Below are 13452 nucleotides of genomic sequence, written 5' to 3'. Positions count from 1 at the left end.
AAATATAGGCTCGTTGAGCAAACGCTCGGCGAAGTCTTTGATGTGCTCACCTTCCAGCGTCGCCGAGAACAGCAGCGTCTGTTTGCGCCAGCGGGTTTCTGCGGCGATGGTCTCGATGTCCTGCGCAAAGCCCATATCGAGCATGCGGTCAGCTTCATCAAGAATCAGCGTTTCTACTGCGCGGCAGTCAAAGTTCTCTTCTTTGATGTACTGCAGCAAACGGCCAGTAGTCGCGACAACGATGTCCTGGTTTTCGCTGAACACTTCGGCATGGTTCATATACGCCACACCACCGGTGATGGTGGCGATATCCAGATGCGTGTGTTTAGCCAGTTCGCGCGCGTGATCGGCAACCTGCATCGCCAGTTCGCGCGTTGGGGTGATGATCAGAATGCGTGGTGGGCCTGATTTCTTGCGCGGGAAATCGAGCAAATGCTGTAAAGCGGGCAGCAAAAACGCTGCAGTTTTCCCCGTCCCGGTTGGAGCCGAACCCAGAACGTCACGGCCTTCCAGCGCGGCAGGAATGGTCTCGGCCTGAATAACAGTAGGGCGAGTAAAGCCTTTTTCCTGCAAAGCTTGTAGCAGGCTTTCGTCGAGTTCGAGTTCGGAGAATGTGGTTACGGTCATGGTCTACCTCAGTTTGGGGCGCTGATTATAGACAGAACGAATATAATCTTCATCTGTTTGTGTAGGTATTACAGGCGCAGGTGAATTCCCATCGCCACCACGTTACACTTCCGGCAGTAAAAAATTCAATGGTAGTGAAGTATGTCTCAGGACCAGCCGCAGGTGCGGCCGACGTTAAGAAAAGATGGTTTTACCTTTAAGCAATTTTTCGTGGCGCACGATCGCTGTGCGATGAAAGTCGGCACCGATGGCGTGTTAATCGGGGCCTGGGCGCCAGTGGCAGGCGCACGTCGCATCCTTGATATTGGCTGCGGCAGCGGGTTGATTGCGCTGATGCTGGCGCAACGCACGCCCGATTCGGTAGAGATTGATGCGGTCGAACTGGAAGCCAGCGCAGCGCAGCAGGCGCAGGAAAATATGCAGGCCTCGCCGTGGGCAGATCGCATTCATGTGCATCATCAGGATATTGTCAGCTGGAGCGAACAGTGTGAAAAACGCTTTTCACTCATCGTCAGTAACCCGCCGTTTTTTGCACCCGGCATGGCAACAGGCAGTATCGCGCGTGATACCGCACGCAGCACCGCCACGCTCGACCATCTCACGCTGCTGCGCTGTGCCGCCCAGTTGATTGAAGAAGAAGGGCTATTTTGCGTGGTGCTGCCGGCTGAAGCTGGCGAAGCATTGATTTCACTGGCGCTGGCGGATGGCTGGCATCTGCGTTATCGCTACGATGTCGCCGCCTATGCGCAGCGCCCGCCGAATCGCGTGGTGTTGGGCTTTTCTCCCTCCGCCGGCGAAACGTTGCTGGAACGTCTCGCCATTCGTGATGAAGATAAAAGCTATTCAGCCGACTGGCTCAGCCTGGTGAAAGACTTTTACCTGTTTCGCTAACTTCGGGCTGCAGGATGGTCGGTAACGCCTCATCCAGTAGATCGGGATTGTCGAGGGTAAAGTGCAGCCCTCGGCTCTCCTTCCGCTCCAGCGCACAGCGCACCATCAGTTCGGCGACCTGCACCAGATTGCGCAGCTCAAGCAAATTGTTAGAGAGACGGAAGTGCGCGTAGTACTCATCAATCTCCTGTTGCAGCAAATTAATGCGTCGCAGTGCGCGCTCCAGACGCTTGGTGGTGCGCACAATTCCCACGTAATCCCACATGAATAGCCGCAATTCATGCCAGTTATGCTGAATCACTACGCGTTCATCGGCATCATCAACGCGGCTTTCATCCCACGCGGGCAGATGCTCGACCGCCGCGACGTCCGGCAAGCGGGCGATCATATCTTCAGCCGCTGACCAACCGTAAACCAGGCACTCCAGCAAGGAGTTAGACGCCATACGGTTTGCGCCATGTAAGCCGGTATAGCTCACTTCACCTATCGCGTACAGCCCATCTACGTCAGTGCGGCCTTGCTGGTTGACCATCACACCGCCGCAGGTGTAATGCGCGGCTGGCACAATCGGAATCGGCTGTTTGGTGAGATCGAGGCCAAAGGTCAGCAACTTTTCGTAAATCATCGGGAAGTGCGCGCGCACAAAACTTTCTGGCTGGTGGCTAATGTCGAGATACATACAATCGACGCCCAGCCGTTTCATCTCATGATCGATGGCGCGCGCCACAATATCGCGCGGCGCCAGCTCGGCACGCTGATCAAAGTCAGGCATAAAGCGCGTGCCGTCAGGACGCAACAGCCAGGCGCCTTCACCGCGCAGTGCTTCCGTCAGCAGGAAGTTTTGCGCCTGCGGATGGAATAAACAGGTGGGATGGAATTGATTGAATTCGAGGTTCGCCACGCGGCAACCGGCGCGCCATGCCATGGCAATGCCATCACCAGACGCTACGTCCGGATTGGTGGTGTACTGATAGACTTTCGCTGCGCCGCCGGTAGCTAACACCACGGCGCGCGCGCGACAGGTTTCCACCTGTTCACGCTTGCGGTTCCAGATCCACGCGCCAACCACGCGACGCTTGCCGGGCAGGCCAAGCTTATCGGAGAGAATCAAATCCACCGCATTGGTGCGCTCTATAATGCGGATGTTGGGATGGCTCAACGCCTGGCTTACCAGCGTGGTTTCCACCGCGCGGCCGGTGGCATCGGCGCTGTGTAGAATGCGGCGATGACTGTGTCCGCCTTCGCGCGTGAGGTGATAACGCGCTTCGCCATCAGCCTGCGGCTCTTTATCGAAGGCGACACCATTATCAATTAGCCACTGCACGCAGTGACGCGCGTTGCTGGCGATAAAGCTCACCGTATCGCGGTCGCATAAGCCTGCGCCAGCAACCAGCGTGTCTTCAACGTGTGATTCGATGCTGTCTGTTTCGTCAAACACCGCTGCAATCCCGCCCTGCGCATACAGCGTTGAGCCCTCATTCACCTGCGCTTTACTCAGCACGGTAACCTGATAATGCGGCGCTAAGCGCAGCGCTAACGATAAACCTGCCGCACCGCTGCCGACGATGAGGACATCACACTGATATTCCGGGAGAGAAGTCATGGTGTTTAATTTACTAAACAAAAGGTGGCTTGAGCATAAGCCCGGATGGGGATGCTGTGAAGTATTTTGAACAAATTGCGCGGAAAAATTATTCAGCAGAGGGAGATAATAACGTGAATTCAGTAAGTTAACTCTGAAATTAAGCACAATGTGTTTTTTATATCAAACACTCTGAAAATTCAGGTAATAAAGGTGAAAATGACGGCGTCATAAGGTACTCTGCCAGCGATTATCGGTGCCGCAAAAGACACCACCAGCGTGGCAAGTCGCTACACTGAAAGACAATCAACAACAATGATGTCGTGGTTCCGATACGGAAAAATTCTGGTCGTAGTGAACTTCAGACCATTTGGTCACTCTAAGCGCATGCTTGCTCAGAACAATGAGATGTGCTGGCAGTTCACTTACGCATAAAAAAGTTTTGGGGAGATATTACCTCGGATGAGCGAGCAGTTAACGGATCAGGTTCTCGTTGAGCGGGTTCAGAAGGGAGATCAAAAGTCCTTTAATTTACTGGTGATTCGATACCAGCATAAAGTGGCGAGCCTGGTTTCACGCTATGTTCCGTCAGGCGATGTGCCTGATGTGGTTCAGGAATCTTTTATTAAAGCGTATCGCGCACTGGAATCATTCCGTGGCGACAGCGCCTTTTATACATGGCTGTACCGCATCGCGGTTAACACAGCGAAAAATTATCTGGTTGCTCAGGGGCGACGTCCGCCATCCAGTGATGTGGATGCGATTGATGCGGAAAATTTCGAAAGTGCAGGTGCACTGAAAGAAATTTCGAACCCTGAGAACTTAATGTTGTCTGAGGAACTGAAACAAATCGTCTTTCGTACCATTGAGGCGCTTCCCGAAGATCTTCGTATGGCCATTACCCTCAGGGAATTGGATGGCCTGAGTTACGAAGAGATTGCCGTCATCATGGATTGTCCGGTCGGTACCGTACGTTCGCGTATCTTCCGTGCACGAGAGGCTATTGATAATAAAGTTCAACCGCTTATCCAACGTCAGTGATAACGGCTACTGGAAGGGTACCAAGGCATGCAGAAAGAAAAACTTTCCGCTTTAATGGATGGTGAAACTTTAGATAACGAGCTGTTGGCGTCGTTATCTAAGGATGCGGATCTTCAGCAAAGCTGGGAAAGCTACCATCTCATCCGCGACACCTTACGAGGTGATATCGGAGAAGTGCTGCATTTTGATATCTCCGCACGTGTGGCTGCGGCCATCGAAAACGAGCCGGCACGCAAAGTCACTCCGCTGATCCCTGAAGCGCAGCCTGAGCCGTCACGTTACGAGAAGATGCCGTTCTGGCGTCGCGGTGGCAGTTGGGCGGCACAGCTGACGCAAGTCGGTGTTGCTGCCTGTGTTTCACTGGCGGTGATTGTCGGTGTTCAGCACTACAATAGTTCACCAACCGGCAGCGCGACGGAAGCGTCCGATTCACCGGCATTCAACACCCTGCCGATGATGGGTAAAGCTTCTCCTGTGAGCTTAGGCGTGCCTTCTGAAGCTTTTGACACCAACAGCTCTAATCAGCAGGTGCAGGAACAGCGTCGTCGCGTGAATGCCATGCTGCAGGATTATGAACTGCAACGTCGTCTGCATGCCGATCAGGTTCAGTTTGAGAAAAACGATCCGCAACAGGCTCAGGCTAATGTTCCCGGAAATCAATCGTTAGGAACTCAGCAGCAGTAATGAAGCAGCTTTGGTGTGCCGTTAGCCTGCTGGCAGGCAGCCTGTTTTGCTCATCTATCGCCTCGGCGCAGACCTCTGCGTCCGGGGCGTTGTTACAACAGATGGAGCAGGCAAGCCAGAACCTCAACTACGAATTTGCCTACATCAATGTCTCGCGTCTCGGCATTGAATCTCTGCGTTATCGTCACGCGGTTATCGACAATCGTATCTTCGCCCAACTGTTGCAGATGGACGGGCCGCGCCGTGAAGTGATCCAGCGCGGAAACGACATCAGCTATTTCGAGCCGGGATTAGATCCCTTCTCGCTGCCGGGCAATCACATCATCGATGCGTTACCCGGTTTGATGTTCGCCGACTTCTCCCGTTTGGGCGAAGCCTACGATTTCATTCCGGTTGGCCGTTCGCGCATGGCCGATCAAATGTGTGAAGTGGTGCGCATCGTGTCACGTGATGGCACGCGCTACAGCTATGTCGTGTGGCTGGATGTGGATACCAAATTGCCGCTGCGCATTGATCTGCTCGATCGTGACGGTGAAACGCTGGAGCAGTTCCGCGTCATCAGCTTTGCCGTCGATGAAGGCGTGCGCAATCTGATGCAAGGGCTGGAGAAAGCCAACTTGCCGCCATCGCTGTCTTTACCGGCGGGTGACAAAGTTGAACTCAGCTGGCAGCCAGGCTGGCTCCCGGCTGGCATGAAACTGATCTCACAAAGCCGCCGTGATATCCCATCGATGAATAAAACTGTCGAATCGCGCCTGTACAGCGATGGCCTGTTTAGCTTCGCCATCAACGTTACGCCAGCCGATAAAAGCAGCAGCGTGCAGGCATTGCGCACTGGGCGTCGTACGGTGCAGACAGAAGTACGCAATAATAACGAAATCACGGTGGTGGGCGAGTTGCCGCCAGCCACTGCCAAACGTATTGCGGACAGCATAGATTCGGGTTCACCAAAATGATGAGAGAATGGGCCACCGTGGTGGCGTGGAAAGAAGGCATTGCCACGCTGCACACGGAAGCGAAAACGTCTTGTAACAGCTGCTCAGCGCGTAAAGGCTGCGGCAGCCACGCGCTTAATCAGCTGGGGCCGAAAAATGCCCACGTGATGACTATCGCCAGCGCCGAGCCGTTGCAACCCGGCCAGCGCATTGAGTTAGGCATCCGCGAAAGCAGCTTATTAGGTTCCGCTTTGCTGGTTTACATGACGCCGCTGTTTGGCCTGTTTTTAGTGGCGGGCATCTTTCAGATGCTGTTTGCCAGCGATCTGGCTGCGGCCTGTGGCGCGCTGTTGGGCGGCATTGGCGGCTTTATCGTTGCGAAAGGTGTATCCAAACTCTTCGGCGATCGCGAGGCTTTCCAGCCGGTGATTCTTAGCATTGCGTTACCGCCTGAAGCGTTGCGCGTGGAAAGCGAAGCGTGATCCCCGTCCAGGCCGCATTTGATGCGGCCTTTCTCAATCGGCTTAACCGCTGAAATCTGTTGCGATTCCCCACAGTTCCATTCTTTAACGCGCGGCGTTAACAGTGTAATATGCGTCGTCATTAATGAGGCCGACAGGGTTCCGGGTAAAGCTCACTTTCCTGAATGTGTCCGTGCTCAAGTTTCCCACTGATTTTCTACGTGAAGATATTCATATAAATGAAGCACATACGAAATTTCTCCATCATCGCTCACATTGACCACGGCAAATCAACGCTCTCTGACCGTTTGATTCAAATTTGTGGTGGCCTGAGCGATCGTGAGATGGCGGCGCAGGTTCTGGACTCCATGGATCTGGAACGTGAGCGCGGCATTACCATTAAAGCGCAGAGCGTGACGCTCGATTACAAAGCGCTGAACGGTGAAACTTACCAGCTCAATTTTATCGATACTCCCGGTCACGTTGACTTCTCCTATGAAGTTTCCCGCTCGCTGGCGGCGTGTGAAGGAGCATTGCTGGTGGTCGATGCAGGGCAGGGCGTTGAAGCGCAGACGCTGGCAAACTGCTACACCGCAATGGAAATGGATCTGGAAGTGGTACCGGTACTGAACAAAATCGACCTGCCTGCCGCCGATCCAGAGCGTGTAGCAGAAGAGATTGAAGATATCGTCGGCATTGACGCGACCGATGCGGTACGTTGCTCGGCGAAAACCGGCGTCGGCGTGCCCGACGTGCTGGAACGTCTGGTGCGTGACATCCCGCCGCCAGAAGGCGATCCGGAAGGTCCGCTGCAGGCGCTGATCATCGATTCCTGGTTCGATAACTACCTTGGTGTAGTATCGCTGATTCGTATTAAGAACGGCACGCTGCGCAAAGGCGACAAAGTTAAAGTCATGAGCTCCGGTCAAAGCTATAACGCTGACCGCCTCGGCATCTTTACGCCGAAGCGTGTTGATCGCAATGAACTGAATTGCGGTGAAGTAGGCTGGCTGGTGTGTGCGATTAAAGACATCCTCGGCGCGCCAGTGGGCGATACGCTAACCTTGCAGCGCAATCCGGCGGAGAAAGTGTTGCCAGGCTTCAAAAAAGTGAAGCCACAGGTTTACGCCGGTCTGTTCCCGATCAGCTCTGACGACTATGAAGCGTTCCGTGATGCGCTGGGCAAATTGAGCCTCAACGATGCGTCACTGTTCTACGAGCCAGAGAGCTCAACGGCGCTGGGCTTCGGTTTCCGCATCGGCTTCCTCGGTCTGCTGCATATGGAGATCATTCAGGAGCGTCTGGAGCGTGAATACGATCTGGATCTGATCACCACCGCGCCAACCGTAGTGTATGAAGTGGAAACCACCGACGGCGAAACTATCTACGTTGATAGCCCGTCGAAGCTGCCACCGCTGAACAATATTGCCGAGCTGCGTGAGCCGATTGCGGAGTGTCACATGCTGCTGCCGCAGGAGTTCCTCGGCAACGTCATTACGCTGTGTATCGAAAAACGTGGCGTGCAGACCAACATGGTTTACCACGGCAAGCAGGTTGCGCTGACGTATGAGATTCCGATGGCGGAAGTGGTTCTCGACTTCTTCGACCGTCTGAAATCAACCTCGCGCGGTTATGCCTCGCTGGATTATAACTTCAAACGTTTTCAGACCTCTGACATGGTGCGTGTCGACGTGATGATTAACTCAGAACGTGTTGATGCGCTGGCGCTGATTACTCACCGTGATAACTCACAATATCGTGGCCGCGATCTGGTGGAGAAGATGAAAGATCTGATCCCACGTCAGCAGTTTGATATTGCGATTCAGGCGGCAATCGGCAACCACATTATCGCTCGCTCAACGGTAAAACAGCTGCGTAAAAACGTCCTGGCGAAATGCTATGGCGGTGACGTGAGCCGTAAGAAGAAACTGTTGCAGAAGCAGAAAGACGGTAAGAAGCGAATGAAGCAGGTCGGCAACGTTGAGCTGCCGCAGGAAGCATTCCTTGCCATTCTGCATGTCGGTAAAGACAGCAAATAAGGATTTTTAATGGCTAACATGTTCGCCCTGGTTTTAGTGATCGCAACACTGATCACTGGCGTTATCTGGTGTATCGATCGCTTTAAATGGGCACCGGCGCGTCGTGCGAAGCAGGCTGCTGCGCAAGCGCAGGCTGGCAACGCACTCGACAGTAAAACGCTGGCGAAAGTAGCCGCGCAGCCGGGTTGGGTAGAAACCACCGCATCGGTGTTCCCGGTGCTGGCGGTGGTATTGATCGTACGTTCGTTTATTTTTGAGCCGTTCCAGATTCCATCGGGCTCAATGATGCCAACGCTGCTGATTGGCGACTTCATCCTGGTGGAGAAGTTTGCTTACGGCATTAAAGATCCGATTACTCAAACCACGCTGATCCCAACTGGGCATCCGCAGCGCGGTGATGTCGCGGTATTCAAATACCCGAAAGATCCGAGCGTGGATTACATCAAGCGCGTGATTGGCTTGCCAGGCGACAAAGTGGTGTTTGATCCTTACAGCAAAACCCTGACCATCAATCCGGGTTGCAGCAGCGGCAATTGCGACACTGCGCTGCCGGTGACTTACACTAACGTTGAGCCAAGCAACTTCATTCAGACCTTCAGCGGCTTTGATGGCAATGAAACCGGTAACGGCTTCTTCCAGGCGCCGCAGGGCGAAACTATGAAGGGCGGCCTGCGTCTCGGCACCCGTAAAGAGACATTGGGCAACGTAACGCACGATATCTTGCTGGTAAACGAAGCGCAAAGTCAGGCAAGCATGTATTATCAGCAGCCTGGCCAGCCGCAATCGACCTGGATTGTGCCAGAAGGTCAATACTTCATGATGGGCGATAACCGCGATAACAGCGCCGACAGCCGCTACTGGGGCTTTGTGCCCGAGAAGAATCTGGTCGGCAAAGCGGTGGCTATCTGGATGAGCTTCGAGAAACAAGAAGGACAGTGGCCGACCGGCGTGCGCTTTAGCCGCATTGGTGGGATTCACTAATTAGCTTCAAAAAAGGTTGGCCTCTCTTTCGGGAGGCCAGTGCACACCAAACAGAACAGGTTGGAACCTCAGCCCTGTTTCGTATGCAGTGATAGACGCACAGAACAACTGGAATAGCATGAACCCCATCGTCATTAACAAGCTGCAGCGCAAACTGGGCTACACTTTTACTCATCCGGATTTATTGCAGCAGGCACTGACGCATCGTAGCGCCAGCAGCAAACACAATGAACGTCTTGAATTTCTTGGCGATTCAATTCTCAGCTACGTGATCGCTAATGCGCTCTATCACCGCTTCCCGCGTGTGGATGAAGGCGACATGAGCCGCATGCGTGCCACCTTGGTGCGCGGCAATACGCTGGCGGAGATGGCGCGAGAGTTCGACCTTGGCGAATGTTTACGCCTCGGTCCGGGCGAACTGAAAAGCGGCGGTTTCCGTCGTGAATCGATTCTCGCGGATACCGTTGAAGCCTTGATTGGCGGCATTTTCCTTGATAGCAGCATTCAAACCGTCGAAAAGTTAATTCTCGACTGGTATCACTCACGACTGGAACAGATCAGTCCGGGCGATAAGCAAAAAGATCCGAAAACGCGCCTGCAGGAGTATTTGCAGGGACGTCATCTGCCGCTGCCATCGTATTTGGTGGTGCAGGTGCGTGGCGAAGCCCACGATCAGGAATTCACCATTCACTGTCAGGTGAGTGGCATGGCAGAACCGGTGGTGGGCATTGGCTCCAGCCGCCGTAAAGCCGAGCAAGCAGCCGCCGAACAGGCGTTAATTAAGCTTGGCCTCGAATAAATAGTCACATCGCAGCGTCGAAAGCGACGCTGCCCAAGTCAGGACTCGAATGAGCGAACTCGAAACATATAGCGGCTTTGTCGCGATTGTAGGCCGACCAAACGTCGGTAAATCCACTTTGCTGAACCAGTTGCTGGGGCAGAAAGTGTCGATCACTTCACGCAAGCCGCAAACCACGCGTCACCGCATCATGGGCATCCACACCGAAGGCGCTTATCAGGCAATTTACGTGGATACGCCAGGGTTGCACATGGAAGAGAAGCGGGCGATCAACCGCCTGATGAACCGTGCTGCCAGCAGCTCCATTGGTGATGTTGAGCTGGTAATTTTTGTAGTTGAAGGCACGCGCTGGACGCCAGACGACGAGATGGTGCTCAACAAGCTGCGTGATAACAAAGTCCCGGTTGTATTGGCGATCAATAAAGTCGACAACATTCAGGACAAGAGCATTCTGTTGCCGCATCTGCAGTTCCTTAGCCAGCAGATGAACTTCCTAGAAATCGTCCCGATCTCTGCGGAAAGTGGTAAAAACGTAGATGCTATTGCGGCGATTGCGCGCAAATGCCTGCCAAAATCTGAGCATCATTTCCCGGAAGATTATGTCACTGACCGCTCACAGCGCTTTATGGCGTCTGAGATCATCCGTGAAAAATTGATGCGCTTCCTTGGCGCTGAGCTGCCTTACTCCGTTACCGTTGAAATTGAGCAATTTGTTTCTAACGATCGCGGTGGCTACGACATCAATGGCTTGATCCTCGTTGAGCGCGAAGGCCAGAAGAAAATGGTCATCGGCAATAAAGGCGCCAAGATCAAAACCATCGGCATTGAATCGCGTAAAGACATGGAAGAGATGTTTGAAGCGAAAGTGCATCTCGAACTGTGGGTTAAAGTGAAATCTGGCTGGGCGGACGATGAACGTGCGCTGCGCAGCTTAGGTTACTCTGACGAAGGTTAATTGATGGAAGGCTGGCAACGCGCCTTTGTGCTGCACAGTCGCCCTTACAGCGAAACCAGCCTGCTCCTCGATCTGTTCAGCGAAAGTGAAGGGCGCGTCCGCGTCCTTGCCAAAGGTGCCCGCTCGCGGCGCTCTCAATTAAAAGGTGCACTGCAACCCTTTACGCCACTGCTGGTGCGCTGGGGCGGACGCGGTGACGTCAAAACGCTGCGCAATGCCGAAGCCGTTTCGCTGGCATTGCCGCTCAGCGGCATCACGCTTTATTGCGGACTCTACGTCAACGAGCTGCTGTCGCGCGTGCTGGAGCAGCAAATTCCCTTCTCCGACATGTTCTTCGATTACCTGAATTGCATCCAAACGCTGGCGGCAGGCAACGGCTCGCCTGAACCGGCACTACGCCGCTTTGAGCTGGCGCTACTTGGGCATCTCGGCTACGGCGTGGATTTTCTGCATTGCGCCGGCAGCGGCGAAGAGGTTGCCGATGGCATGACCTACAGCTACCGCGAAGAGAAGGGCTTTATCGCCAGTTTGGTGGTCAATCAGCGTAGCTTTACCGGCCGCCAGCTGCGGGCGTTGTGGGAACGCGAATTCCCCGATGCCGATACATTGCGCGCCGCTAAACGCTTTACGCGTATGGCACTGAAGCCCTATCTTGGCGGCAAACCGCTAAAGAGTCAGGAACTGTTTCGCCAGTTTGTGCCAAAAAAGAAACCAGATGTGGCAAACGACTAGCGCTGGTCGTACCGCCTGATATATTCAGCGCGGTACACTGCAAACACACTGAACACATTTAAGGATTGTCATGGCTGAGTTGCTGTTAGGCGTCAACATTGACCACATTGCCACCGTACGTAACGCACGTGGCACAAACTATCCCGATCCGGTGCAGGCCGCGTTTGTTGCTGAGCAGGCCGGCGCTGACGGCATTACCGTGCATCTGCGTGAAGATCGCCGCCATATCACCGATCGCGATGTACGCATTTTGCGTGACACCATCCAGACGCGTATGAATCTGGAGATGGCGGTCACTGACGAGATGATCGACATTGCCTGCGAAATTAAGCCGCATTTCGTTTGTCTGGTGCCGGAAAAGCGTCAGGAAGTGACCACCGAAGGCGGGCTGGATGTGGCGGGTCAGCAGGATAAAATCAATGCGGCGGTGCGACTGTTGAGCGACGCCGGCATTCTGGTGTCACTGTTTATCGATGCCGATCACCGCCAGATTGAAGCAGCGGTTACCAGCGGCGCGCCTTACATCGAAATTCACACCGGCGCTTATGCCGAAGCACCCGAAGGTCTTGAGCGTCAGGCTGAGCTGTCGCGCATCCGTAAAGCTGCGACTTTCGCCGCCAGCCTTGGCCTGAAAGTGAATGCCGGCCACGGTTTGACCTACCACAACGTACAGCCAATTGCTGAACTGCCGGAAATGCATGAGCTGAATATCGGCCATGCGATTATTGGTCGCGCGCTGTTCAGCGGTCTGGCTGATGCGGTCAGCGAAATGAAGCAGCTGATGCGGGAAGCGCGTCGCTAATGGCAATTCTCGGACTTGGCAGCGATATCGTAGAGATTGAGCGCATTGCAGGCGTCATTGAGCGCTCCGGCGACCGTCTGGCGCGCCGCGTATTAAGCGAAGCCGAGTGGCAACAATATCAGGCGCACCAGCAACCGGTGCGCTTTCTTGCCAAACGTTTTGCGGTGAAAGAGGCGGCAGCAAAAGCCTTCGGCACCGGCATTCGCGGTGGCCTAGCCTTCAATCAGTTCGAAGTGTATAACGATGCGCTGGGCAAGCCGGGATTACGTTTCTTTGAGCAGGCCAAAGTGATTGCCAGCCAGCTCGGCGTGAAGCACGTGCATGTGACGCTAGCGGATGAACGCCATTATGCCTGCGCAACGGTGATTATCGAGAACTAAGGGTGCAACACCACGAACTTCTCCCACAGCGCCTCGCGGCTTTCCGGGTGCTGTGGATCAAGAATAATGGTGTTATCAATCGGGCAGACGCTTTTGCAGGTCGGCACATCATAATGGCCCACGCACTCGGTGCAGCGGTCGACATCAATCTCATAGATCGCATCGCCTAAGCTGATTGCCTGGTTTGGGCATTCAGGTTCGCACATATCGCAATTGATGCATTTAGTGGTGATGAGCAGGGCCATAGCGGAATTCCAATAACAGCAGAAAAGGCGCGGGTATTATACGCGCCTCATCTCATCAGACCAGCTTTTTCACCAACTCTTCGCTGTGGCGAATGTGGCTGGAGGCGCGTTCGGGATCGTTTTGTACCAGCGCCATAAACAGCAGATCGGTCAGCGCCAGCTGCGCGCTGGTCGACGAGATCGCCGCGCTGCGCGTGCTCTGCTCTTCCGCCACGGTGTAAAGGCAAACTGTGGCGCGGTGCTGCAGAGCATTCGGCGTAAAACCGGTGAAGGCGAGCACATCGGCACCAACTTGCGC

General features: G+C 54.3%; 16 protein-coding genes. 12 read left to right on the top strand and 4 right to left on the bottom strand.

Annotated elements, in window-relative coordinates; all coding sequences use genetic code 11:
• A partial coding sequence (locus tag RTY00_RS08485) for a DEAD/DEAH box helicase (protein WP_312664115.1) occupies window positions 1-627 on the bottom strand: 627 nt, incomplete at its 3' end.
• Between the two features lie 141 nt (window positions 628-768).
• Between RTY00_RS08485 and trmN the strand changes: the two genes are divergently transcribed.
• Window positions 769-1518 carry a tRNA(1)(Val) (adenine(37)-N(6))-methyltransferase TrmN gene (gene trmN, locus RTY00_RS08480; protein WP_008101529.1) on the top strand — a complete coding sequence of 250 codons (750 nt, stop codon included), beginning with the start codon at window positions 769-771 and terminating at the stop codon, window positions 1516-1518.
• Here trmN and nadB read toward each other — a convergent pair.
• Window positions 1484-3121: an L-aspartate oxidase gene (nadB, locus tag RTY00_RS08475; protein WP_312664114.1), complete on the bottom strand. Its 1638-nt coding sequence runs from the start codon at window positions 3119-3121 to the stop codon at window positions 1484-1486. The genes trmN and nadB overlap by 35 nt on opposite strands.
• A gap of 441 nt (window positions 3122-3562) precedes the next feature.
• On the opposite strand from nadB, the gene rpoE reads away from it, so the two are divergent.
• The 11 genes from rpoE to acpS all read left to right on the top strand — a co-directional run bounded on the left by rpoE (window position 3563) and on the right by acpS (window position 12909).
• Entirely contained in the window at window positions 3563-4141 is a 579-nt protein-coding gene (gene rpoE, locus RTY00_RS08470) for an RNA polymerase sigma factor RpoE (RefSeq protein ID WP_007886161.1), read from the top strand.
• Window positions 4142-4168: 27 nt separating this feature from the next.
• Window positions 4169-4825, top strand: a complete 657-nt coding sequence (rseA, locus tag RTY00_RS08465) for an anti-sigma-E factor RseA (protein WP_008101525.1) — start codon at window positions 4169-4171, stop codon at window positions 4823-4825.
• The gene (rseB, locus tag RTY00_RS08460; RefSeq protein WP_008101523.1) at window positions 4825-5781 is read left to right on the top strand and encodes a sigma-E factor regulatory protein RseB; all 957 of its coding nucleotides are present in this window, start codon (window positions 4825-4827) and stop codon (window positions 5779-5781) included. Before rseA ends, rseB begins: the two co-directional genes overlap by 1 nt.
• Window positions 5778-6242, top strand: coding sequence for a SoxR-reducing system protein RseC (rseC, locus tag RTY00_RS08455; protein WP_312664113.1), 465 nt, complete (start codon window positions 5778-5780; stop codon window positions 6240-6242). The genes rseB and rseC overlap by 4 nt, the downstream gene beginning before the upstream one ends.
• 218 nt (window positions 6243-6460) lie before the next feature.
• The gene (gene lepA / locus RTY00_RS08450) at window positions 6461-8260 is read left to right on the top strand and encodes a translation elongation factor 4 (protein ID WP_008101519.1); all 1800 of its coding nucleotides are present in this window, start codon (window positions 6461-6463) and stop codon (window positions 8258-8260) included.
• A 9-nt stretch (window positions 8261-8269) separates the two neighbouring features.
• Window positions 8270-9241: a signal peptidase I gene (gene lepB / locus RTY00_RS08445; RefSeq protein ID WP_312664112.1), complete on the top strand. Its 972-nt coding sequence runs from the start codon at window positions 8270-8272 to the stop codon at window positions 9239-9241.
• Window positions 9242-9359: 118 nt separating this feature from the next.
• Window positions 9360-10040 (top strand): ribonuclease III, encoded by a 681-nt coding sequence (gene rnc / locus RTY00_RS08440; protein WP_036620136.1) that lies wholly within the window; start codon window positions 9360-9362, stop codon window positions 10038-10040.
• A 49-nt stretch (window positions 10041-10089) separates the two neighbouring features.
• The gene (era, locus tag RTY00_RS08435; protein ID WP_008101512.1) at window positions 10090-10995 is read left to right on the top strand and encodes a GTPase Era; all 906 of its coding nucleotides are present in this window, start codon (window positions 10090-10092) and stop codon (window positions 10993-10995) included.
• A gap of 3 nt (window positions 10996-10998) precedes the next feature.
• Window positions 10999-11727, top strand: coding sequence for a DNA repair protein RecO (gene recO, locus RTY00_RS08430; protein ID WP_008101510.1), 729 nt, complete (start codon window positions 10999-11001; stop codon window positions 11725-11727).
• Between the two features lie 70 nt (window positions 11728-11797).
• Complete coding sequence (gene pdxJ / locus RTY00_RS08425) at window positions 11798-12529, top strand: pyridoxine 5'-phosphate synthase (RefSeq protein WP_008101508.1); 732 nt, start codon at window positions 11798-11800, stop codon at window positions 12527-12529.
• Window positions 12529-12909 (top strand): holo-ACP synthase, encoded by a 381-nt coding sequence (acpS, locus tag RTY00_RS08420; protein WP_061718003.1) that lies wholly within the window; start codon window positions 12529-12531, stop codon window positions 12907-12909. The genes pdxJ and acpS overlap by 1 nt, the downstream gene beginning before the upstream one ends.
• On the opposite strand, the gene RTY00_RS08415 is transcribed toward acpS, so the two are convergent.
• Window positions 12906-13154, bottom strand: a complete 249-nt coding sequence (locus RTY00_RS08415; protein ID WP_312664111.1) for a YfhL family 4Fe-4S dicluster ferredoxin — start codon at window positions 13152-13154, stop codon at window positions 12906-12908. The two genes, acpS and RTY00_RS08415, sit on opposite strands and share 4 nt — an antisense overlap.
• 55 nt (window positions 13155-13209) lie before the next feature.
• The coding region (locus RTY00_RS08410; RefSeq protein ID WP_312664110.1) for an SIS domain-containing protein at window positions 13210-13452 on the bottom strand (243 nt) is incomplete at its 5' end.

The sequence above is a fragment of the Pantoea sp. CTOTU49201 genome (assembly GCF_032054795.1).
GTDB lineage: Bacteria > Pseudomonadota > Gammaproteobacteria > Enterobacterales > Enterobacteriaceae > Pantoea > Pantoea symbiotica.
This window is presented reverse-complemented; position numbering and strand designations above follow the sequence as displayed.

Bases quoted from the DNA above. Each gene is read 5' to 3' on its own strand.
- era (WP_008101512.1), top strand. From the start codon at position 10,090: ATGAGCGAACTCGAAACATATAGCGGCTTTGTCGCGATTGTAGGCCGA.
- rnc (WP_036620136.1), top strand. From the start codon at position 9,360: ATGAACCCCATCGTCATTAACAAGCTGCAGCGCAAACTGGGCTACACT.
- rpoE (WP_007886161.1), top strand. From the start codon at position 3,563: ATGAGCGAGCAGTTAACGGATCAGGTTCTCGTTGAGCGGGTTCAGAAG.
- trmN (WP_008101529.1), top strand. From the start codon at position 769: ATGTCTCAGGACCAGCCGCAGGTGCGGCCGACGTTAAGAAAAGATGGT.
- recO (WP_008101510.1), top strand. From the start codon at position 10,999: ATGGAAGGCTGGCAACGCGCCTTTGTGCTGCACAGTCGCCCTTACAGC.
- rseA (WP_008101525.1), top strand. From the start codon at position 4,169: ATGCAGAAAGAAAAACTTTCCGCTTTAATGGATGGTGAAACTTTAGAT.
- rseC (WP_312664113.1), top strand. From the start codon at position 5,778: ATGATGAGAGAATGGGCCACCGTGGTGGCGTGGAAAGAAGGCATTGCC.
- lepA (WP_008101519.1), top strand. From the start codon at position 6,461: ATGAAGCACATACGAAATTTCTCCATCATCGCTCACATTGACCACGGC.
- RTY00_RS08415 (WP_312664111.1), bottom strand. From the start codon at position 13,154: ATGGCCCTGCTCATCACCACTAAATGCATCAATTGCGATATGTGCGAA.
- rseB (WP_008101523.1), top strand. From the start codon at position 4,825: ATGAAGCAGCTTTGGTGTGCCGTTAGCCTGCTGGCAGGCAGCCTGTTT.
- pdxJ (WP_008101508.1), top strand. From the start codon at position 11,798: ATGGCTGAGTTGCTGTTAGGCGTCAACATTGACCACATTGCCACCGTA.
- nadB (WP_312664114.1), bottom strand. From the start codon at position 3,121: ATGACTTCTCTCCCGGAATATCAGTGTGATGTCCTCATCGTCGGCAGC.
- lepB (WP_312664112.1), top strand. From the start codon at position 8,270: ATGGCTAACATGTTCGCCCTGGTTTTAGTGATCGCAACACTGATCACT.
- acpS (WP_061718003.1), top strand. From the start codon at position 12,529: ATGGCAATTCTCGGACTTGGCAGCGATATCGTAGAGATTGAGCGCATT.